The sequence below is a fragment of the Janthinobacterium sp. GW822-FHT07H11 genome (assembly GCF_058798615.1).
Window position 1 is genome coordinate 4,187,151 of record NZ_CM179507.1, and the last position, 20,829, is coordinate 4,207,979.

Below are 20,829 nucleotides of genomic sequence, written 5' to 3' on the forward strand. Positions count from 1 at the left end.
CGCACGCCAGCGGCGCGCGTTGGTATTTTATTCCAGAACATGTTGTTTCTTAAAGAAAATACATTCACAAGCTTGATTTTCGTGCTTTCCAACACTGTACAAGGAAACACTTGCCGGACACCAGTTCGCATGGCAATAATGGCGGTCGTCCACCGTCCTCTTCCGTTGCCTTTCTCCATGAGCGCCTGCGCCATCCACTATCAGAATGTGCACAAACAGCTGGCGGGCATGAACGTGCTGCGCGGCGTGGACCTGTGCATACTGCCAGGCGAACTGTTCGGACTGGTGGGCGTGAATGGCGCGGGCAAGACCACGCTGCTCAAATGCCTGTTCGATTTTTACACGCCCGACGCCGGCAGCATCGCCATTTTCGGCCAGTCCCACCGCCACAGCGCGGCACGCGCGCCCCTGTCCTTCCTGCCGGAGCGCTTCCAGGCGCCATATTATCTGAGCGGCCGCGATTTCCTGCGCTACCTGCTCAGCCTGCACAAGGTGGGCTATGACGAGCGCGCCGCACAGGCGGCTGCCGCGGCACTGGACCTGGCGCCGGACGCCTTGCGGCGGCCCGCGCACGACTATTCGAAAGGCATGATGCAAAAACTGGGACTGGCCGCCTGCCTGCTGTCAGGCAAGCAGCAGCTGGTGCTCGATGAACCGATGAGCGGATTGGACCCGAAGGCGCGCGCCCTCTTCAAGCAGGCGCTGCGGCAATTGCGCGCGCAGGGGCGCGGCGCCTTCCTGACCTCGCATGCGCTGGCCGACGTCGATGAATTGTGCGACCGCATGGCCATCCTGCACGCGGGCCGCATGGTATTTACCGGCACGCCGGAACAATGCAGGCAGCGCCATGGCGGCACGCCAGGCGCCAGCCTGGAGCAGGCCTTTCTGAACTGCATTGCCGCATGAACCACGAAACACAAGGGCGCGCCATGCCCGGCATGTACCTGCGGCATTTCGGCTTGCGCATGGCCCCGTTCGGCATCACGCCGGACCCGGCCTTCTTTTATCCAGGCAACACGCGCGGCGAATTGCTCGACGCGCTGCTGTATGCCGTCACGCAGGGCGAAGGCATCATCAAGCTCAGCGGCGAAGTGGGCAGCGGCAAGACCATGCTGTGCCGCATGCTGGCCGAACGGCTGCCGCCCCATGTCGAGGTGCTGTATCTGCTCAATCCCCGCCTCGGTCCGGACGAGGTCATGCATGCCATCGGCGGCGAACTGGGCCTCGACCTGCAAGCGTGCCGCGCCGACGAAGTGCTGCGCGCCCTGCATGCCGAGCTGATCGCCCGGCACGCGGCGGGGCGCCAGGTGGTGCTGCTGGCCGAGGAGGCACAGGCCATGCCCATCGACACGCTGGAAGCCGTGCGCCTGCTGACCAACCTGGAGACGGCCAGCCACAAGCTGCTGCAGATCGTGCTGTTTGGCCAGCCGGAACTGGACCAGGCGCTGGATTTGCCGCAACTGCGGCAATTGAAGGAACGCATCACGCATAGCTTCGCGGTGCCGCGCCTGCCATCGGCGCTGCTGGCCGACTACCTGGCTTGCCGCCTGGCGGCCGCCGGCAGGCAGGCGCCGCTGCTGTTCGAGGCGGGCGCGCTGCGGCAACTGGCGCGTGCCTCGCAAGGCATCGTGCGCCGGGTCAATATCCTGGCCGACAAGGCCTTGCTGGCCGCCTATGCGGACGATGCACAGCAGGTCGGCGCGCGCCACGCGCGCCTGGCCATCGCCGACAGCCCGTTCCGGGCCGCGCCCTGGTATGAGGGCAAGCTGTTCGCCGCCCTGCTGTCGCTGGCAATGCTGGTGTCGGGCGGCGCGCTGCTGTGGCAATGGCTGGCGCCATCGGCCGCGCCGCCGCGCACGCCATTGCAGGATGCGCCGCGCACGGCGCCGCCCGTGCCCCGGTCCGCGACAGCCGGGCCGGACGACTTGCTGGCCACGACCCTGGCCGCGTCGCAGGCATGGCTGGCGCGCCAGCCGGCACAGCACCTGGTGTTGCATATCGCCAGCCTGGCCGCGACGGATACGGCAGGCGCGCAAGCCTTCCTGTGGCAGGCGCGGGCGGCGATCGGCTTACAGGACATCCATGTCTTCCACTTGCCCGCACGCGCGGGCGACCATGCCGCGCCGCGGCTGGAGATTGTCTATGGCAGCTTCGCCGACCGGGCCACCGCCGAGCGGGTCTGGAACCGGCTGTCCGCCCCGGCAACGCAGGCCACGGCACGGAAAATATTGCTGAGTGACATAGCTAGTATCCGCAAGGAAATAATGTCACTGGAAACCGCGCGCCACTGACGTGGTGGGCAGCAACTTTATTTCATGTTATTCCCGGCCATGACGGCACTTACGATTGCTTTTAAGCGATCATGATGGTTAAAATTGCAAAAGCACAACATGACTCCAAGGGCGATCTTTTCATGAACCAACACCCTATTCCTGTGCTGGCCTCCCGCATCACCCTCGCCTGCTGCGCCATGCTGGCCGGCTGCGCCTCGCATCAAATGCCCGTGTCGCCGGGCCACCTCAATGCAGCGCCGCCACCGGCGGGCGCCATTCCCGACACGGTGCAGCAAAGCAGCGCGCTGGCCGCGCCACTGGCCGCGCCGAAGGTCGAGACCTACAGCGTCACCGTACACAAGGTACCGGTGCAGTCGCTGCTGTTCGCGCTGGCGCGCGACGCCGGCATGAACGTGGACATCCATCCGCAGATCGAAGGCAGCGTGACCCTGAATGCGCTGAACCAGACCCTGCCGCAATTGCTCGCGCGTATCGGCAAGCAAGTCGATATGCGCTATGAAATCGATGGCAAGAACCTGGTGGTGCTGCCCGACGCGCCCGTCTGGCGCAACTACAAGGTCGATTACGTCAACATGGCGCGCAGCACCAACAGCAGCGTCAATATCGCCACGCAGATCTCCACGGCGGGCGGCGGCTCGAACAGCGTCAACACGGGCGGCGGCAACGGCCAAGGCGGCAATGCCGGCAATGGCAATAACAATTCGACCACCCTGGTGGTGAATCGTTCGGAAAATAATTTCTGGTACAGCCTGGAAAAGAACATCCGCGACATGCTGCGCGAAACCACGCTCAACGATGCGCAAGCGGACCCGCTGGCACAGCTGAACCAGCAATTGACGTCCATGCAAAACCAGCAGGGACAGCCAGGTCAGGCGCAGAACCAGGGCGGCAATCCCGGCAATCCGAACCTCCAGGGCGGTGGCCAAGCTGGCAACCAAGCTGGCAACCAGAATGCGCCGCAGAATGGCGGCCAGTACCAGCAAGGCCAGCAGCAAGGCGGCGCGAACAATGCCCAGGCGACGGACGCCAACGGCATGCCGCTGCTAAAGCTGGCCAACAAGGGCAGCCCGTCGTCGGTGGTGGTGAACGTGGAAGGCGGCCTGATCGCCGTGCGCGCCACGGGCCGCCAGCATGAAAAGATCGCCGAATTCCTCGATATCGTGCTGCACAGCGCCAAGCGCCAGGTGCTGATCGAGGCCACCATCATCGAAGTGCGCCTCAGCAACGAATACCAGCAAGGCATCAACTGGTCTCGCCTGACGGGCAGCCTGAGCCTGAACCAGGGCCGTGTCGGCACCCTGCCCCTGCCCAGCGGCGTGATGCCGGGCACGTCGCCCGGCGTCTTCGTGCTCAACTACATGAAGGACAGTTTCACCACGACCATCCAGCTGCTCGAATCGTTCGGCAAGGTCAAAGTGCTGTCCAGCCCCAAGATCAGCGTGCTGAACAACCAGACGGCCATGCTGAAAGTGGTCGACAACAATGTCTTTTTCACCCTCAAGGTCACGCCGGCCGTGATCAGTTCGACAGGCACCGTCACCACGCCGGCCACCTATGAATCGAAACTGGAAACGGTGCCCGTCGGCTTCGTCATGAGCGTCACGCCGCAGATTTCCGACAGCGATGAAGTCACGCTCAATGTGCGCCCCACCATCACGCGCATCGTCGGCTACGTGCAGGACCCGAATCCCGCCCTGACCTCGGCCAGCGTACAGAGCCGCGTGCCCGTGATCCAGGCGCGCGAGCTCGAATCGATCATGAAAGTGGGCAACGGCCAGATCGCCGTGATGGGCGGCCTGATGCAGGATTCCATCGACAATGCCAAGGACGGCGTGCCTGGACTGTCCAGCCTGCCCCTGGTGGGCAATTTATTTACCTACCGGAATGAAGTCAACAGCAAGACGGAACTGGTGATCTTCATGCGCCCCGTGGTGGTCAAGGATGCCAGCATCGATGGCGATTACCGCGACTACCGCTACCTGCTGCCAGGCCAGGCACCGCTCAACAGCCAGCCCTATACGGACGGCGCGCCGGCCGCCTCCGGACAGCCGCAGGCGCGCCTGCAGGGAGACCCGCCATGAGCTTGCTGATGCAGGCGCTCAAGAAGGCCGAGCGCGCCAAACAGAACAGCCTGCCGGACGAGGAGCTGGAAAAGCCGTCCGAGGCCTACGACCAGGTGCTGGAACTGGCGCCGGCCGACGCCGTGCCGCTGCGGGCGGCGCCGCCCCCGCCAGCCGCGCCGGAAGCGCCCAGCACGCTGAGCCTGGAACCATTGCCTGGCGCGCCAGCGGCCAGCGGCGCGGCGCCAACGCCGCCGCCCTTGGAAACACCCCGGCCGCCGCCACCGGAACCGGCCGCCGCCCAGTCCGGACCGCGCCCCGAGACACCGCGTCCGCGCAGCGAAGCGCCGGCGTCCAAGCCACGCGCCGCGAACGGCGGCGCCAACGGTGCCAGCCGCAGCAAGACGCCGCCACGGGGGCCCATCAGCGTCGACCCGGCTACCGTGCGCCTGGCCGTGCTGCTCGGCATCCTGCTGCTGGTGGCAGCGTCGATGGCATACTGGTACTGGCGCGCCAGCAGCAGCCCCGGCGCGGGCGCCAGCCTGCCCGGCGTGCCCATGCCCTTGACGGATGCGCCCGGCACGACGGACGCAGCCGGTCCCATCGTGGTGCAGGCCGCGGTTGGCGCGCCCCTCGCGCCAGCCGCCCAGGAACTGCCGCCGCCGGACGCGCGCCGCGAAGAACGGCCCGGCGCCAGCGCGGCGGAGCAGCAGGCGATGATCCAGGCGGCCGCGCAAGCGGCCGTGGCCGCCCAGCTGGCGCAGATGCCGCCGCCTGCGCCGCCCAGCCTGCCGCCCGTGGTGGCGCCCGACAACAGCCAGATCCAGGTACTGCGCAACGATACGGCGCCGCAGATCAACCCCGGCGTGCAGCAAGCCTACCAGGCCCTGAACGGGGGCCAGCTGGGCACGGCGCGCCGGCAGTACGAAACGGTACTGCAGCAGGACGCCAACAACCGCGACGCACTGCTGGGCCTGGCTGCCGTGGCCCTGCGCGAAAACCAGGGCGCGCAGGCGGCGGCGCTGTATGTGCGTTTGCTGGAAATCAACCCCGACGATGGCGAGGCGCTGGCCGGCCTGATCGGGCTGCGCCAGGGCGACGTGGTGCAAAGCGAAGCGAAGCTGAAAGCCATCCTGGCCCGTGCGCCCGACAGCGGCCCCGTGTTGTTTGCCTTGGGCAATGTATATGCCAAGCAGCGGCGCTGGCCCGAGGCGCAACAGCAATTTTTCCGCGCCTACAGCGCCGTGCCGGGCAACCCCGACTATGCCTTCAACCTGGCCGTCGGCCTGGACCGCCTGAACCAGCCCAAGCTGGCCGCCACCTATTACCAGCGCGCGCTGGTCCTGGCGCAAGCCACGCCAGCCGCCTTCGAGCGGGCCGTGGTGCAGGCGCGCCTGCGCGAACTGGGCAGCCCCGCGCCCATGGCGGCGGGCACCAGCACGCCAGCGGCGGCGCCGCCGCCGGCCAGCGTCATCATCCGTCAGGAATAAGCAACACATGGCAGAACAAGCAAAACTCCCGCTGGGCAAGCTGCTGATCCAGAAAGGCGTGATCAGCGAAGACCAGTTGCGCATCGCGCTGATCGAGCAAAAACGCAGCAGCGAACCGCTGGGCAAGCTCCTCATCACGCTCGGTTTCGTGACGGAAGCGACGGTGCGCGAAGCGCTCAGCGAAAACCTGAAACAGGTCAGCGCCGACCTGTCCAGCCTGGTCGTGGATGCCATCGCCCTGAAACTGATCCCGAAGGAGGTGGCCAAGCGCTACCGCGTCTTCCCCATCGTGTATGAACGGCAGAGCGACAACCTGATCCTGGCCATGGCCGACACCAGCAACATCGTCGCGCTGGACCAGATCAGCGCCATGCTGGTCAAGGGCATCACGATTTCCACGGTGCTCGTCAACGAATCCGACATCTCGCGCGCCATCGACCAGTACTACGGCTTCGAACTGTCGATCGACGGCATCCTGCACGAGATCGAGACGGGCGAAGTCAATTACCAGAGCATGGGTTCGCCCTCGGACGAATACAGCCAGCCCATGGTGCGCCTGATCGATGCGCTGCTGGCCGATGCCGTGCAAAACGGCGCCTCGGACATCCATTTCGAGCCGGAACAGTCGTTCCTGCGCATCCGCTACCGCATCGACGGCATCCTGCGGCAGATCCGCAGCCTGCACAAGTCGTACTGGCCGGCCATGGCCGTGCGCCTGAAGGTGATCTCGAACATGAATATCGCCGAGGCGCGCGCGCCGCAGGACGGGCGCATCACGATCAAGTTTTCTGGACGGCAAATCGATTTCCGCGCGTCGGCGCAGCCCACCACGCATGGCGAAAACTTCGTGCTGCGCGTGCTGGACCGCCAGAAAGGCATCGTACCGCTGGATTCGCTGGGCCTGGCCGAGGCGGAACTCAATGTGTTGAAACTGATGATCGCGCGGCCGGACGGGGTGATCCTCGTGACGGGGCCGACGGGCAGCGGCAAGACCACGACCTTGTACTCGATCATCAACCACATCAACACCGAAAGCGTCAACATCATGACCCTGGAGGACCCGGTCGAGTATCCGATGAACATGATACGCCAGACCTCGGTCAACGAATCGGTCAAGCTCGGCTTTGCCGACGGCATCCGCTCGATGATGCGGCAAGACCCCGACATCATCCTGGTGGGCGAGATCCGCGACCGCGAAACGGCGGAAATGGCGTTTGCCGCCGCCATGACGGGCCACCAGGTGTATTCCACCCTGCACACGAACTCGGCCATCGGTTCCATCTCGCGCCTGCTCGACATCGGCATCCTGCCCGACATCATGGCTGGCAACATCATCGGCATCGTGGCGCAGCGCCTGGTGCGCAAGTTGTGTCCCCATTGCAAGGAAACCGTACTGGCCGACAGCATCGAACGGCGCCTGCTGGGCTTGGCGCCGGACGCCGCGCCGGCCAGCATCTGCCGCGCCGTCGGCTGCGAGCGCTGCGCGCACCAGGGCTACAAGGGCCGCCTGGCCATCATGGAAATCCTGAAGATGACGCAGGAACTCGACGAACTGACGGCCCGCCGCGCCAGTGCGCGCGAGCTGAAGAACGCGGCCCGCGCGGCCGGCTTCCATGCGCTGATCGACGACGGCATGCGCCGCGTGCTCGACGGCACGACCACGCTGGAAGAGGTGGCGCGCGTGGTCGACCTGACGGATAGGCTCAGCTGATGGCGCAATATGTCTACCGTGCCATGGATGCTGCCGGGGCGATGATCCCCGGCAGCATGGAAGCGGCGAATGTACCGGACCTGGAAGCGCGCCTGCACCGCATGCAGCTCGACCTGATCGACTGCAGGATCACTGGCCAGTACCTGGTCTTGCTGGGCAAGCGCGTGATCCACCGCCGCGACCTCATCAATTTCTGCTTCCACATGGAGCAATTGACGGGCGCGGGCGTGCCCATCCTCGCGGGCTTGAACGACTTGCGCGAAAGCACGGACCACCCGCGCCTGCGCGAAGTGGTGACGGACCTGATTGAAAGCATCGAGGGCGGCCTGCCCCTGTCCGGCGCGCTGGCCCAGCATGCCGACATCTTCGACGCCACGTTTACCAGCCTGATCCTCGCTGGCGAGCAGAGCGGCAAGATCGCCGACGTCTTCAAGAACCTGTCGGAAAGCCTGAAATGGCAGGATGAACTGGCCTCGCAGACGCGCAAGATCATCATGTACCCGATTATCGTGGCCGTGGTGGTGGCCGCCGTGACGTTTTTCCTGATGATCTACCTGGTGCCGCAACTGACGGCCTTCATCCGCAACATGGGCGGCGAGCTGCCGCTGCATACGCGCGTGCTGATCTTCGTGTCGAATATCTTCATCGATTACTGGTACCTGCTGCTGGCCATGCCCGCGCTGCTGTTCTTCGGCTTGCGCGCGTGGATACGCCGCAGCGACGCGGCCCGCTACGCCTGGGATGGCGTGAAGCTGCGCCTGTGGCTGGTGGGCCCCGTGCTGCACAAGATCATCCTGGCCCGCTTCGCCACCTTCTTTGCGCTGATGTATGCCTCCGGCATCACCATCCTCGATTGCATCCGCCTGTCCGAAGGCATCGCCGGCAACCAAGTGGTGGCCGCCGGCCTGCGCCGCGCCGCCCAGCTGATCGGCGAGGGCCAGGGCGTGACCGCCGCCTTCCAGCACACGGGCATCTTCCCGCCGCTGGTGATCCGCATGCTGAAGGTGGGCGAGGCGACGGGTTCGCTGGACACGGCCTTGCGCAATGTCAGCTATTTCTACAACCGCGAAGTGAAGGAGCTGATCGAAAAAGTGCAGGCCATGATAGAGCCGGCCATGACGGTGATCCTGGGCTTGCTGCTGGGCTGGATCATGCTGTCGGTGCTGGGTCCCATTTACGACACGATCAGCACCATCAAAACCTGAGGCCGCCGTGTTCCGCAAACAATTGTTTTACCTGACCAGCGATGCGCTGTGCGCCTACGACTGGAACGACGGCGCGCTGGGACCGGGCCGTGCGTTTGCGGCCAGCGCGGCCGGGCTCGACGAGTTTGCCGCCTGGCTGGAAGACCCGCACGCGCATCGCCTGGACGTGCCCGCCTACCTGCTGACGGACCTGATCGAGGAAGACTTCCAGCGCCAGCTGCTGCCCCACGTGCGGGGTAAGGCGGGACGCGCGCTGCTGGAGCGGCGCAAGCAGCAGCTGCACCGCGACACCCCCTACCGCGGCAGCACCTTGCTGGGCCGCGAAAGCACGGGCCGGCATGATGACCAGGTACTGTTCTTTGCGCTGACCAATCCGTCGCTGCTGCAGCCGTGGACGGAGGCGCTGGAACACTTGCGCATTCCCGTGGCCGGCATCTATTCGACCAGCCTGCTGAGCATTGCACTGGTGAAAAAGCTGGCGCTCGCGCACCAGCACCTGCTGCTGGTGACGCAGCAATCGGGCGGCTTGCGGCAAAGCTATTATGAAGCGGGACAATTGCGCTTTTCGCGCCAGACGGTGGCCATCGCGCTTGACGGCGTGGCCGTAAATATCGCGCTGGAAACGGAAAAGACGCGGCAATTCCTCACCAGCACGCGCATGCTGGAACGCGGCGACGTGCTCAATACCGTCATCCTGGCGCCGGCCGCGCAAATCGCCAAGCTGGAATTGCTATGCGACAACGGTGTCGAGGTCGCCTACCACTTCATCGACATGCAGATCGCCAGCGAACGCGTGGGCTTGCGCCAGACCCCGGCGCTGGCCGACCAACTGCTGCTGACCTTGCTGGGCAAGCATCCGCCGCCCAGCCACTATCCGCCGGGAGCGCTGGCCCGCTACTACCACTTCCAGCGCGCGCGCAAGGCACTGTATGGCGCCAGCACGCTGATCGGCGCCTCGGCCGCCCTGTGGTGCGCCATCAACTTGCTGGGCGGCATCAGTGATGGCACGGCCACGGCCCGCCTGCAACAGGAGACCGCCTCGTATGAAGAACGCTACCGCAACGTCATGGCCACCCTGCCGCCGGCGCCGGCCAAGACGCAGAACATGAAGGTGGCCGTGACGTTCGAACGCATGATCGCCAGCCAGGCGCCCGAACCGGGCCGGCTGCTGCGCGTGCTCAGCGGCGCGCTGGAGCGCGCGCCGCAGGTGCAGCTGGGCCAGCTGCACTGGAATGCGGGTCCGCCGCCGGCCCGCACGGCCAGCAGCCAGCCGCCGCCACCGCAGCAGGGTCCCGGCGCGCCGCTCGGCAGCTCGCAGGCCGGCATTCCGGGCGCGCCGCCGCAAGCGCTGCGCCTGGAAGCGAACGTGGACATGGCACACAATGACTACCGCGCCGCGCTGGCCGCCATCACGGCCTTCGCGCAAGACCTGGCGCGCCAGCCTGGCTTGCTGGTGGCGATCGAGGAAACGCCGCTGGACCTGCGTTCCAGCGTGGCCCTGAGCGGCAAGAGCGCCACGCCCGCGCCCGACAGCCAGGCCCGTTTCACCCTGCTGCTGGTGTGGCAGCCATGAGCGCGCCGCCAAGACAGCCGCCGCTGCCCGGCATGAAAAAAGCCGCGGCCGGCACGCGCAGCCTGCCCCTGTGGGTGAGCGAGCTGCCACTGATACGCCCGGCCATGCTGTGCTTTGCGCTGACACTGCTGGCCAGCCTGCTATTGCTCAGCCTGAGCGCTAGCTACCGCGAGCGCCAGGCGCAACGGCTGGAGCTGGCGCGCCACACCCGGGCGGCGGCAGCCAACCTGTTCAACCACGTGGAAGCGGAGAAACGCGAAATCCGCAGCTATGAACCGCAGTTTCTGGTCTTGCTCCGGCGCGGCCTGATCGGCGAAGAAAACCGCCTGGCCTGGATCGAGGCCATCCGCCTGAGCCAGGAACGACGCAAGCTGTTACCGATCAGCTACGACATCAGTGCGCAACAGGTGCTGCAAGTGCCTTTGCCGATAGCCATCGGCCAGTATCAGCTACGCGGCAGTACAATGCAGCTTCACATGGATTTGCTGCATGAAATGGATTTACTGAACTTTTTCGACGACTTGCGCCAGGCCGGCTATTTTGCCGTGCAACAGTGCACGCTCAAGCGCAGCGGCAGCGGCGGCAATGCCACGGCCGCCACGCTGAGCGCCGATTGCAGCCTGCTGTGGCTGACGCTGGGCAGTATCGCGCCCGCCGCGCAGGGACGGCCATGAAGCGCATCCTGCTCGCCTGCATGCTGCTGGCCGGCGCCGCCCGCTGCGCGCAAGCCCAGGTGCCGCAGCTGGGACGGCTGTTTTCCTCGCCCGAGCAGCGCGCCCAGCTCGACGCGCAGCGCTACGGGCCGCCGCCAGGCAGCGCCGCGCAGGCGGCACCGCCCGCCGCGCCGCCGCCCCCGCCTCCGGCGCCGCCGCTGGAATTGAACGGCGTGGTCCAGCGCAGCAGCGGACGCTCGACCGTCTGGCTGAACCAGGCGCCGCAAACCGAGCCGCACAACCAGCTGGCGCGCGACCGTGCCGGTACGCCAGGCACGCTGACCCTGCGCCTGTCGACAGGCCAGCAGGTGCTGCTGAAACCGGGGCAGCGCTACGATCCGGCCAGCGGCCGCGTCAGCGAAGCGGACGAGGTGCGGCCATGATGCGCCAGCGCCAGCGCGGCGCGGCGCTGCTGCTGCTGGTAGCCGTGCTGGGCCTGGGCGCGGCAAGCTTGCTGATCAACGCTTTCAGCCGCAATACGGCCGAGGCCGAGCGCCAGCAGCGCACGCTGGCCACGCTGGCGCAGGCGCGCGAAGCCTTGCTGGGCTTTGCCGCCACGAATGGCCGCCTGCCGCGCCCGGCCGCATCCGCGCTCGACGGCCGCGAGCGTCCCGCCGATTGCCTGACCGATGCCGACTGCAGCGGCTTCCTGCCGTGGGTGGCGCTGGGCGTGAGCGGTGTCGACAGCTGGGGCAAGCTGCTGCGCTACAGCGTCACGCCGGAAATGTCGCGCGCCCCCATCGTCTCGTTTTCCGCCGTGGCCAACCGCACGGTGCGCCGGCGCGACAGCCGTGGCGAGTTCCAGTACATTGCTGGACAGCAACAATGCGATGTCAGCGCCCAGTGCCTGCCCTGCGTGCTCTTCTCGCAAGGCAAGGATAACTTCGGCACGGCGGCCAGCGGCGTGGCGCAGGCTAACATGGCGCGCGGCAACCTCGACGAAGCGGCCAACGAGCAAGCCAGCCGCGAATACAGCGATCGCGCGTCCGGCATGAACGCCGCCGGGCCCGGCGGCGCCTTCGATGACATGCTCAGCTGGATCACCTTGCCGGTCCTGTATCAACGCATGCGCACCGCGCGCAACCTGCCATGAGGCGCCCGTGCTTCGCCGCCCGCGCGCGCCGCCAGGCCGGCTTCAGCCTGATCGAGATCGCCATCGTGCTCGTCATCGTCGGCCTGATGATAGGCGGCCTGGTGACGCCGCTGACGGTGCAGATGGAGCAGCGCAAGGTGGCCGAGACGCAAAAGGCGCTCGATGAAGCGAAGGAAGCCTTGACCGGCTATGCCTTGCGCTACGGCTACCTGCCCTGCCCCGCCGTCTCAAGCATGAATGGCCTGGAAGACCGGCGCGGCCCCCGCTGCAACGGCGAAAAGCGCATCGGTTTCCTGCCCTGGGCCACGCTGGGGCTGCGCAAGAGCGACAGCTGGAACAATCTGTTCCGCTACAGCGTGACGCCGGCCTTCAGCGACAGCGAGCAGCAATTCAGCCTGGGCACGCCGCGCGACATCAGCATCGTCACGCGCAATGGCGGCGCCCTCGTGCAGGCAACGGCGCTGAACGACATTCCCGCCATGGTCATGTCCCATGGCAAGAACGGTTATGGCGCGATCAGCGAACAGGGCCGGCGCCAGGCCGGCGTGGCCGGCAACAACGTCGATGAGCGCAGCAATGCCACCAGCAGCAATGTGTTCATCAGCCGCGCCGCCGGCGGCGACGGACAGCCCGGCGGCGCCTTCGACGACATCGTCGTGTGGCTGTCGCCGAATATCCTGTTCAACCGCATGGTGGTCGCGCAAAGGCTGCCGCGCTGATGCTGCATCCCGCGCTCGCCATCGCCCGCTACACGCTGCTCGAAGCGCTGCGCAGCCGTTTGCTGTGGCTGTTCGTGCTGGCCGCCTGCGGCGCCGTCGGCCTGTCCGGCTTCCTGCAGCAACTGGCGCTGACGGAAAGCCGCGCCGTGCAGGCCGCGCTGCTGGCCGCCGGACTGCGCCTGGCCAGCGTCTTCCTGCTGGCTACCTTCATCATTACCAGCATGGCGCGCGAAGCGGCCGACAAGGGCCTGGAACTGTTGCTGGCGCTGCCCATGCCGCGCGCCGCCTACCTGCTGGGAAAACTGGCCGGCTATGGCGCGCTGGCAGCCATCCCGGCCTTGCTGTTCGGCGCGCTGATGCTGCCGTTTGCCGCGCCCGCGCAAGGCGCGCTGTGGGGCCTGTCGCTGCTGGGAGAGTTGTGGATCATGGCCGCCTTCAGCCTGCTGTGCGCGGCCAGCCTGCAGCAGGCGCTGCCGGCGCTGGCGGCGGCCGGCGGCTTCTATGTGCTGGCGCGCAGCGTCGGCAGCCTGCAACTGCTGGCACACGGCCCCGGCGCCGGCCACGCCTGGCCGCAGCAGGCGATGGCGGGCGCCATCGACCTGCTGGTCCTGCTGTTGCCGCGCCTCGACGATTTTACGCGCACGCACTGGCTGCTGTATGCCAGCGGCGACCTGCACGCGCTGGCCGGCGTGGCGGTGCAGACGGCCATCTATGTGACCTTGCTGGCGGCATGCGCGCTATGCGATTTTTACCGCAGGAATATCTGATGGCGTCGCCGCTGCGCCCCTGGTCCAGCGTGCCGCGCCCGGTGCCGCTGCTGCTGGCCGCCGCCCTGCTGCTGCAGCTGGGGTGGCAACTGGCGCACGGCACGGCCGCGGCGCAGGCGCGCCAGCTGCCCGCCGCGCCGCCGGTGGCCGCCGCACGCCTGGCCAGCCTGGGCGAGCCGCTGGCCATGGCGAAAGGCATGCTGCTGTACCTGCAGGCGTACGAAGACCAGCCCGGCGTCAGCCTGGCCTGGCGCGCGCTCGACTATGAACACCTGGCGGACTGGCTGGAAACGGCGCAGGCGCTCGATCCGCGCAGCCAGTATGCGCTGGTGGCCGCCAGCGAAGTCTACGCAGCCGTGCCCGACCCGCAGCGCGCGCGGCGCATGCTCGATTTCATCGCCCGCAGCTTTGCCGGCGATCCGGCGCGCCGCTGGCCCGCCATGGCACAGGCAACCCTGCTGGCCAGGCACCAGCTGCACGACCTGCCGCTGGCGCTCGGCTATGCGCGCCAGCTGCGGCGCCTGGCGACGGGGCCGCAAGTGCCGCCCTGGGTGCGCGAAATGGAAGCGTTCCTGCTGGAAGACATGGACCAGCTCGACAGCGCGCGCCTGGTGATCGGCGGCCTGATCCAGAGCGGACAAATCACCGACCCGCACGAGCTGGCGTTCCTCGCGCGCCGCCTCGACGCCCTTGCCAGCCAGATTGCCGCAAAGAAAGCAAATGGGGCGCCGTGACATGCCGGCATGCGGCCCCGTCAGGCCGCCATTCCCGCCTGCCGCCATTTGCAGTAAACTGCTTCGGCAGACGCCCCCCGCGACACCGTGTTTTTATAAGGAAGATCCCATGCCACCACGCCGCCAGCAAGGCTTTACCCTCGTTGAAATCGCCATCGTCCTGGTCATCATCGGCCTGCTGCTGGGCGGCGTGCTGAAAGGCCAGGGCCTGATCGACAGCGCCAAGGTCAAGAACATCATCCAGCAATCGAACTCGCTGACGGCCGCCGTGAACGCCTACCAGGACAAGTTCCGCGCCCTGCCCGGCGATGATATCCAGGGCACCGTGCATGTGCCCAATTCGGCCGGCAACGGCAATGGCGATGGCCAGATCGGCGACGGCCAGCCGCGCGAATTCACGCTGGCGCCGCAGCACCTGGCACTGGGCGGTTTCATCACCGGCTCGTTCAACGGCACCTCGCAATTCATGACCAGTGCCCAGGGCGGCGCCGTCTACCTGTACAACGACGAAGTGGGCGGCCGGGCCGGCAATGGCATCCGCTTCGACAACCTGCCCGAAGGCTATGCGGAACAGATAGACAGCAAACTCGACGATGGCGTGGCCAGCACCGGTTCCGTGCGCGCCAACCAGGCGTATGGCAACACGGGCGCCATCATTCCCCGCACCGCCGTGTTCTTCTGATACGACGTAGCTGGCCGCCCATCTCACTACCATGGCGCAAGCTGGCCGCCGGCCGGCCGCGCGCCACCCGTCCTGCCCGCCTTCCAGGCGCATTCCGTACCCCTTCCGCAACGCTTTTTGCGTCTCGGAAACTAGGCTTGTCAGAGCAATCAATTTCGTCTAGCATCTTTTCATTCAAGGTCAGCAAGCGCCAGCGTGAGCGGCCCTGCCGATTCATCTATTCTGGGAGCTTGCCGGGTGCAAGAGTTGCCTTCGATACGCTCAAGAATTTCATGGCTGGTGCTCGCCTGGGCTATCCCGACGGCATCCGTGTTCGTGCTGCTGGTGGCGCAAAACTATGCGCGCGAGCGCCAGCATGTCGTCAATGAAACGGCACAGGCGGCCCGCGCGGTAGGCGCCGCCGTCGAACGCGATCTGGGCGGCGCGGAAATGGCGGCCGACGTGCTGGCCGATTCGCCGGCGCTGCAACGCGACGATATCGAGGCGCTGCACACCCTCGCAACGCGCCTGCTGCGGCCCGGCCTGGCCGTCAGCGCCTTCATCGTTTCCGATGCGGCGGGACGGCAATTGATGCATACCTCGCTGCCGGCCCGCGCCGCGCCAGTGGCGCTGCCCCCCAAGTGGGCCGCCAGCATGCAGCGCGCGCTGCAAGACCGCAAGCCCCGCCTGACCAGCCTGCCAGGCGAGCCCGGCGCGGCGCAGCCGGACATGCCGCAACTGGCGCTGAACATGCGCTTGCCGCGCAAGCAGGGTGGCGCCTATGTGCTCACGGCACTGTATCGGCCGGACTACCTGCGCGGCCTGATGCGCGAGCTGAGCATGCCGGCCTACCTGGGCGCGGCCATCATCAATGCGGACGGCATCAATGTGGCGCGCACGCTCGACCCGCAACGCTACGTGGGACAGCGCAGCGCGGCGCCGTTGCTGGAACAGATGCGCCTGGCGCGCGAAGGCATGCTGCGCCATGCCACGCTGGAAGGCATCGATGTGTACACGGGCTTTCGCCGCGCCCGCGACGACGGCTGGACGGTGGCGGTGACCATGCGCACCAGCACCGTGCTCGACGCATTGCTGCGCTCGGTAGTCACGGGCTCGGCCATACTGGCCCTGCTGCTGGCCGCCGCCTATGTGCTGGCCTGGCGCGTCGGCGGGCGCCTGGCGCGCACGCTGCAGGCGCTGACGCGGCAGATACAGGCCCTGGCGCAAGGCCAGCCGCTGCTGGCAGGGCGGCAAACCGACCGCGAATCGGCCGACATGGCGCATGCGCTGGGCGCGCTGGAACGCGACCTGCGGCGCCACCGCACGCAGCTCGTAAGCCTGGTGGCCGAACGCACCGCAGCCCTGGAAAAATCCACGCGGCTGCTGGAAACCGTGTATGCGACGGCGCCCATCGGCATGTTTTTCGTCGACCTGGATTGGCGGATCGTCATGATCAACCAGTACCTGGCCGCCATCAACGCGGCCAGCGTGGAGCAGCACATCGGCCGCCCCGTCGGCGCCATGCTGGCCGACGCGGCCGTGCGCGCGGAAGTGGAGCACTGCCTGCGCCAGGTGCTGCAGACGGGACAGGCCATCGTCGATCGCGAACTCAAAGGTAACAGCGGGCGCCAGCCCGGGCAGGCCAGCCACTGGATTGTCTCCTACCATCCTATCTTCGGGCCGGAGCAGCAGTTGCTGGGCGTCTCGGGCCTGTGGCTGGACATCACCGAGCGCAAGCGCAGCGAGGCGGAATTCCGCCGCTCCAAGCACCTGTTCGGCACCATCATTGAAAACATCCCCGCCATGGTGTTCGTCAAGCGCGCCGACAAGCTGACCTTTGAAATGGTCAACCGCCATGCCGAACTGACCCTGGGACGCTCGCGCGAGCAACTGCTGGGCAAGTCCGACCACGATTTCTTCCCGCCGCACCAGGCGGGCGCCTTCGTCGCCGCGGACCGCCAGTTGCTGGCCACGGGCCAGATGGTGGAAATCGAGCAGGAAGCGATCAATACGGCCGATGGCACGACGCGCCATTTCACCACGCGCAAGGTGGTCTTGCGCGACGACGCGGGCCGCGCCAGCCATGTGCTGGGCGTCTCCATCGATGTCAGCGAACGCAAGCGTGCCACCGAGGTGCTGCGCGCCACCACGCGGCGCCTGGAGCAGAGCGAACGCTTCATCCGCACCGTCACCGACAACCTGCCCGGCATGGTTTCGTACTGGGGCCATGACTTGCGCTGCCGCTTCGCCAACAAGTTCTACAACGAATGGTTCGGCCGCAGCAGCGCCGAGCTGGCGGGCATCCACATGAGCGAGCTGCTGGGGCAGGAACTGTTCGACGTGTATGCGCCCCATGTCGAGGGGGTATTGGCGGGACGCGCGCAAAGCTTCGAGCGCGACCTGCTCGACCCGGCCGGCCGGGTGCGCCATACCTGGACCAATTACATTCCCGACTTCGACGACAGCGACGGCGTGCGCGGCTTCTTCGTGCTGGCCTCCGATGTTTCCGAACTCAAGCACACGGAATTGCGCCTGCACGAGTTGAACGAGCAAATGGTGCGCGCGCGCGACAAGGCCGAGGCGGCCAGCATCGCGAAGAGCGAATTCGTGGCCAACATGAGCCATGAAATCCGTACGCCGATGAATGCCATCATCGGCCTGGCCCGCCTGCTGGAAGAATCGCCGCTGGAACGGCGCGAGCGCAGCTATGTCGGCAAGATCCAGATGGCCACCCAGTCCCTGCTCAACATCGTCAACGACGTGCTGGACTTTTCCAAGATCGAGGCGGGCCAGATGGTGCTGGAACAGCGCCGCTTCCAGCTCGAACGCATGCTGGCCAGCATAGGCGTGCTGCTGGCCAGCAGCGCCTGGACGCGCGGCGTGGAACCGGTGTTCGTGCTCGATCCCGGCGTGCCGGCCGAACTGGTGGGCGACGCCCTGCGCGTGGAGCAGATCCTCATCAACCTGGTCGGCAACGCCGTCAAGTTCACCACCGAGGGCGAAGTGGTGCTGGCCATCCGCGCCGTGGCCGAGGATGCCGACAGCGTGACCGTGGAGTTTTCCGTGCGCGACACGGGCATCGGCATCGCCGACGCCGAGCAGGAACATATCTTCGACGCTTTTTCCCAGGGCGATACCAGCACCAGCCGCAAATACGGCGGCACGGGGCTGGGCCTGGCCATCTGCCGCCGCATGGTGGACCTGATGGGCGGCAGCCTCGGCGTGCGCAGCACGCTGGGCAAGGGTTCCGATTTCCGCTTCGTGTGCCGCTTCGGCCGCGCCGGCGCGCCGCCCGGGGCGCCGCCAGGCAAGGCCGCGCCCGCTCCGCCGGCGGCGCTGTCGGTGCTCATCATCGACGACAATGCCAGCGTGCGCGCCATGCTGGAACAGCTGTGCGCGGCGCAGGGCTGGCACAGCCGCAGCGCCGCCAGCGGCCAGGCCGGGCTGGAACTGCTGCGCCGCCACGGCAGCGGCGTCGATGGCGTGCCGCCGGCCGACATCGTGCTGCTCGACGCGGCCATGCCGGACATGGACGGCATCTCCATGCTGACCGAGGCGCGCGGCGACGAGCGCCTGGCGCTGCCGCCCGTGATCATGCTGGTGGCCGACCAGGATGCCGAAAACCTCGAACGCATCGCCGACAGCCTGATGCTGGCCGGCATCGTCGCCAAGCCCGCCACGCCGGCGCGCCTGCTGGCGGCCGTGGCGGCCGTGCGCAATGGCCGTGGCGCGCCGTCCGAGCGACCCGCGGCCACCCCGCTGTCAGGGCTGCTGGCGGGCATGCGCGTGCTGCTGGTGGAAGACAATGAAATCAACCAGGAAGTGGCGCAGTACATCCTGCTCCATTCGGGCGCGCGCGTGACGGTGGCCACCAACGGCCGCCTGGCCGTCGACTTGCTGGCGCAGGCGCCGCACGACTTTGACGCCGTGCTGATGGACTTGCAGATGCCGGTCATGAACGGCTATGCGGCGACGCAGGCGATCCGCGCACTGGGCTTGCCGGACCTGCCCATCGTCGCCATGACGGCCAATGCCATGGATGAAGACCGCCTGCGGGCGATCGCCAGCGGCATGAATGCGCATGTCGCCAAGCCCATCGATGTCGACGACCTGATCCAGACCCTGACGCGGCTGGTGCCATTGCGTCCCGTGGCCGCCGCCATCGAGGCCGGCGGCCGCGGCCGGCTGGCGCCAGACGTGCCGGCCACGGTGCCCGGCATCGACCTGGATGCGGCCCTGCACCGCTTCGGCGGCGACTATGGCGCCTTCCTGGCCCTGCTCAAGCGTTTTGAGAATTCACAAGGCGATGCCGTCGAGGAAGCGCGGCGCCTGCTGGCCGAAGGCAAGCCGCAGCACGCGGCGCAACTGCTGCACCGCGTCTGCGGCGTGGCGGCCAACCTCGGCGCCGCCAGCGTCGCGGGCTTGAGCGCCGACACGGAAAAAGCCCTGAAGGCGGGCCACCGGGACAGCGTCGCGGCCTTGCTGTCGCAGCTGGAGCAGGCCATGGCCGTCGTCATCGAAGGCGCGCGCACGCTGCCCATGCCCGTGCAGCGCACTGCGGCGGTGCCTGCCGCCCCGGGCACGGCCCAGGACGGCCTGTCCGCCGGGCTGGCCGCCTTGCTGCTGCTCATCCGCAACAACAACCTGAAGGCGCTGGCGCAGTTCCACGCCCTGCGTCCATTGCTGGAACAGTCAGACCGCGTCACCGCGCTGGCGATGGCCAATGCGATCGAGACACTGAATTTTTCCGAAGCGGAAAAACTGGTGCTCGATCAGCTGAAACGAGAGGAAAACAAGTGAGCTGGACCAACCTTGCCATGAATGGACGCATCCTCGTCGTTGATGACGCCATGGAAAATATCCAGATACTGCACCAGCTGCTGCGCGAGGAACACGAGGTGCTGTTCGCGCTGAGCGGCGAGAAGGCGCTGGAAATCGCCCACAGCCAGTTGCCTGACCTGATACTGCTCGATGCCGTCATGCCCGGCATGGATGGCTATGCCGTCTGCAATGCGCTGCGCGAATCGGCCATCCTCAGCGCCATTCCCGTGATCTTCGTCACGGCCCTGAACCAGCCCGAGGATGAAACGCGGGCGCTGGAAGCGGGCGCCGTCGATTTCATCAGCAAGCCGTTCAACGCGGCCGTGGTGCGCGCGCGCGTGCGCAGCCAGCTGACCATCAAGCGCCAGGCCGATGCCATGCGCGAACTGTCGCTGACGGACTCGCTGACGGGCGTGGCCAACCGGCGCAGCTTCAACGACACGCTGGAAAGCGAATGGCGGCGCTGCGCCCGCGATGGCGTGGCCATGGCCATCATCATGGCCGACATCGACCACTTCAAGGATTACAACGATACGTATGGCCACCAGGCCGGCGACCTGTGCCTGCAACAGGTGAGCGCCGCCATGCGCCGCTGCGCCGTGCGCCCGCCCGACTTGCTGGCCCGCTACGGCGGCGAGGAGTTCATCGTGCTGCTGCCGCAGGAAACGCGCGAAGGCGCCGAAGTGGTGGCCCAGCGCATCCTCGACGAAGTGCGCGCGCTGGAAATTCCGCATGCCAGGTCCAGCGTCGGCCCCCACGTCAGCGTCAGCCTGGGCATGGCCAGCATCATGCCGAACGAAAGCATGGATGCCAGCACCCTGATCCGCGCCGCCGACGCGCTGCTGTATCTGGCCAAGCAGACGGGCCGGGACAGGTATTGCGCGTCGGAGGGAGAGTGATCAGGCAGGCTATCGGCTCTTCGCGGGCGGGGCGTTGGAGCGCTTGCCGCCGGATGGCTGTCCCGTCTTACTGGGCCAGCCGCCCGCAT

Annotated in this window: 16 protein-coding genes; all 16 read left to right on the forward strand. The window is 67.0% G+C overall.

Annotated elements, in window-relative coordinates; translation table 11 throughout:
- The first annotated feature begins 177 nt into the window (after positions 1-177).
- The 16 genes from AC3RCJ_RS18475 to AC3RCJ_RS18550 all read left to right on the forward strand — a co-directional run bounded on the left by AC3RCJ_RS18475 (position 178) and on the right by AC3RCJ_RS18550 (position 20,740).
- Positions 178-906 (forward strand): ABC transporter ATP-binding protein, encoded by a 729-nt coding sequence (locus AC3RCJ_RS18475; protein WP_492964127.1) that lies wholly within the window; start codon positions 178-180, stop codon positions 904-906.
- Entirely contained in the window at positions 903-2,291 is a 1,389-nt protein-coding gene (locus AC3RCJ_RS18480; RefSeq protein WP_492964126.1) for an ExeA family protein, read from the forward strand. The genes AC3RCJ_RS18475 and AC3RCJ_RS18480 overlap by 4 nt, the downstream gene beginning before the upstream one ends.
- Before the next feature lie 122 nt (positions 2,292-2,413).
- On the forward strand, positions 2,414-4,375 hold the full coding sequence (locus AC3RCJ_RS18485; protein WP_492964125.1) for a type II secretion system protein GspD: 1,962 nt from the start codon (positions 2,414-2,416) through the stop codon (positions 4,373-4,375).
- Positions 4,372-5,844, forward strand: coding sequence for a tetratricopeptide repeat protein (locus AC3RCJ_RS18490; protein WP_492964683.1), 1,473 nt, complete (start codon positions 4,372-4,374; stop codon positions 5,842-5,844). The genes AC3RCJ_RS18485 and AC3RCJ_RS18490 overlap by 4 nt, the downstream gene beginning before the upstream one ends.
- A 7-nt stretch (positions 5,845-5,851) precedes the next feature.
- Positions 5,852-7,555 (forward strand): GspE/PulE family protein, encoded by a 1,704-nt coding sequence (locus tag AC3RCJ_RS18495; protein ID WP_492964684.1) that lies wholly within the window; start codon positions 5,852-5,854, stop codon positions 7,553-7,555.
- Positions 7,555-8,760, forward strand: a complete 1,206-nt coding sequence (locus AC3RCJ_RS18500) for a type II secretion system F family protein (protein WP_492964686.1) — start codon at positions 7,555-7,557, stop codon at positions 8,758-8,760. The genes AC3RCJ_RS18495 and AC3RCJ_RS18500 overlap by 1 nt, the downstream gene beginning before the upstream one ends.
- A gap of 7 nt (positions 8,761-8,767) precedes the next feature.
- Positions 8,768-10,333, forward strand: a complete 1,566-nt coding sequence (locus tag AC3RCJ_RS18505) for a hypothetical protein (protein ID WP_492964687.1) — start codon at positions 8,768-8,770, stop codon at positions 10,331-10,333.
- Between the two features lie 32 nt (positions 10,334-10,365).
- Entirely contained in the window at positions 10,366-11,007 is a 642-nt protein-coding gene (locus AC3RCJ_RS18510; protein ID WP_492964689.1) for a hypothetical protein, read from the forward strand.
- Entirely contained in the window at positions 11,004-11,429 is a 426-nt protein-coding gene (locus AC3RCJ_RS18515; RefSeq protein ID WP_492964691.1) for a hypothetical protein, read from the forward strand. Before AC3RCJ_RS18510 ends, AC3RCJ_RS18515 begins: the two co-directional genes overlap by 4 nt.
- Entirely contained in the window at positions 11,426-12,139 is a 714-nt protein-coding gene (locus tag AC3RCJ_RS18520) for a hypothetical protein (protein ID WP_492964693.1), read from the forward strand. Before AC3RCJ_RS18515 ends, AC3RCJ_RS18520 begins: the two co-directional genes overlap by 4 nt.
- Complete coding sequence (locus AC3RCJ_RS18525) at positions 12,136-12,858, forward strand: prepilin-type N-terminal cleavage/methylation domain-containing protein (protein WP_492964695.1); 723 nt, start codon at positions 12,136-12,138, stop codon at positions 12,856-12,858. The genes AC3RCJ_RS18520 and AC3RCJ_RS18525 overlap by 4 nt, the downstream gene beginning before the upstream one ends.
- A complete protein-coding gene (locus AC3RCJ_RS18530) occupies positions 12,858-13,625 on the forward strand; it encodes an ABC transporter permease (protein WP_492964697.1) in 768 nt (255 codons plus the stop codon). The genes AC3RCJ_RS18525 and AC3RCJ_RS18530 overlap by 1 nt, the downstream gene beginning before the upstream one ends.
- Positions 13,625-14,359 (forward strand): hypothetical protein, encoded by a 735-nt coding sequence (locus AC3RCJ_RS18535; RefSeq protein ID WP_492964699.1) that lies wholly within the window; start codon positions 13,625-13,627, stop codon positions 14,357-14,359. Before AC3RCJ_RS18530 ends, AC3RCJ_RS18535 begins: the two co-directional genes overlap by 1 nt.
- Before the next feature lie 109 nt (positions 14,360-14,468).
- On the forward strand, positions 14,469-15,041 hold the full coding sequence (locus AC3RCJ_RS18540) for a prepilin-type N-terminal cleavage/methylation domain-containing protein (RefSeq protein ID WP_492962297.1): 573 nt from the start codon (positions 14,469-14,471) through the stop codon (positions 15,039-15,041).
- Positions 15,042-15,320: 279 nt separating this feature from the next.
- Positions 15,321-19,820: a PAS domain-containing protein gene (locus AC3RCJ_RS18545; RefSeq protein ID WP_492962295.1), complete on the forward strand. Its 4,500-nt coding sequence runs from the start codon at positions 15,321-15,323 to the stop codon at positions 19,818-19,820.
- Entirely contained in the window at positions 19,817-20,740 is a 924-nt protein-coding gene (locus AC3RCJ_RS18550; protein WP_492962293.1) for a diguanylate cyclase domain-containing protein, read from the forward strand. The genes AC3RCJ_RS18545 and AC3RCJ_RS18550 overlap by 4 nt, the downstream gene beginning before the upstream one ends.
- Positions 20,741-20,829: the final 89 nt, after the last annotated feature.

Bases quoted from the DNA above. Each gene is read 5' to 3' on its own strand.
- AC3RCJ_RS18540 (WP_492962297.1), top strand. From the start codon at position 14,469: ATGCCACCACGCCGCCAGCAAGGCTTTACCCTCGTTGAAATCGCCATC.
- AC3RCJ_RS18485 (WP_492964125.1), top strand. From the start codon at position 2,414: ATGAACCAACACCCTATTCCTGTGCTGGCCTCCCGCATCACCCTCGCC.
- AC3RCJ_RS18520 (WP_492964693.1), top strand. From the start codon at position 11,426: ATGATGCGCCAGCGCCAGCGCGGCGCGGCGCTGCTGCTGCTGGTAGCC.
- AC3RCJ_RS18495 (WP_492964684.1), top strand. From the start codon at position 5,852: ATGGCAGAACAAGCAAAACTCCCGCTGGGCAAGCTGCTGATCCAGAAA.
- AC3RCJ_RS18515 (WP_492964691.1), top strand. From the start codon at position 11,004: ATGAAGCGCATCCTGCTCGCCTGCATGCTGCTGGCCGGCGCCGCCCGC.
- AC3RCJ_RS18500 (WP_492964686.1), top strand. From the start codon at position 7,555: ATGGCGCAATATGTCTACCGTGCCATGGATGCTGCCGGGGCGATGATC.
- AC3RCJ_RS18475 (WP_492964127.1), top strand. From the start codon at position 178: ATGAGCGCCTGCGCCATCCACTATCAGAATGTGCACAAACAGCTGGCG.
- AC3RCJ_RS18510 (WP_492964689.1), top strand. From the start codon at position 10,366: ATGAAAAAAGCCGCGGCCGGCACGCGCAGCCTGCCCCTGTGGGTGAGC.
- AC3RCJ_RS18530 (WP_492964697.1), top strand. From the start codon at position 12,858: ATGCTGCATCCCGCGCTCGCCATCGCCCGCTACACGCTGCTCGAAGCG.
- AC3RCJ_RS18535 (WP_492964699.1), top strand. From the start codon at position 13,625: ATGGCGTCGCCGCTGCGCCCCTGGTCCAGCGTGCCGCGCCCGGTGCCG.
- AC3RCJ_RS18525 (WP_492964695.1), top strand. From the start codon at position 12,136: ATGAGGCGCCCGTGCTTCGCCGCCCGCGCGCGCCGCCAGGCCGGCTTC.
- AC3RCJ_RS18480 (WP_492964126.1), top strand. From the start codon at position 903: ATGAACCACGAAACACAAGGGCGCGCCATGCCCGGCATGTACCTGCGG.
- AC3RCJ_RS18490 (WP_492964683.1), top strand. From the start codon at position 4,372: ATGAGCTTGCTGATGCAGGCGCTCAAGAAGGCCGAGCGCGCCAAACAG.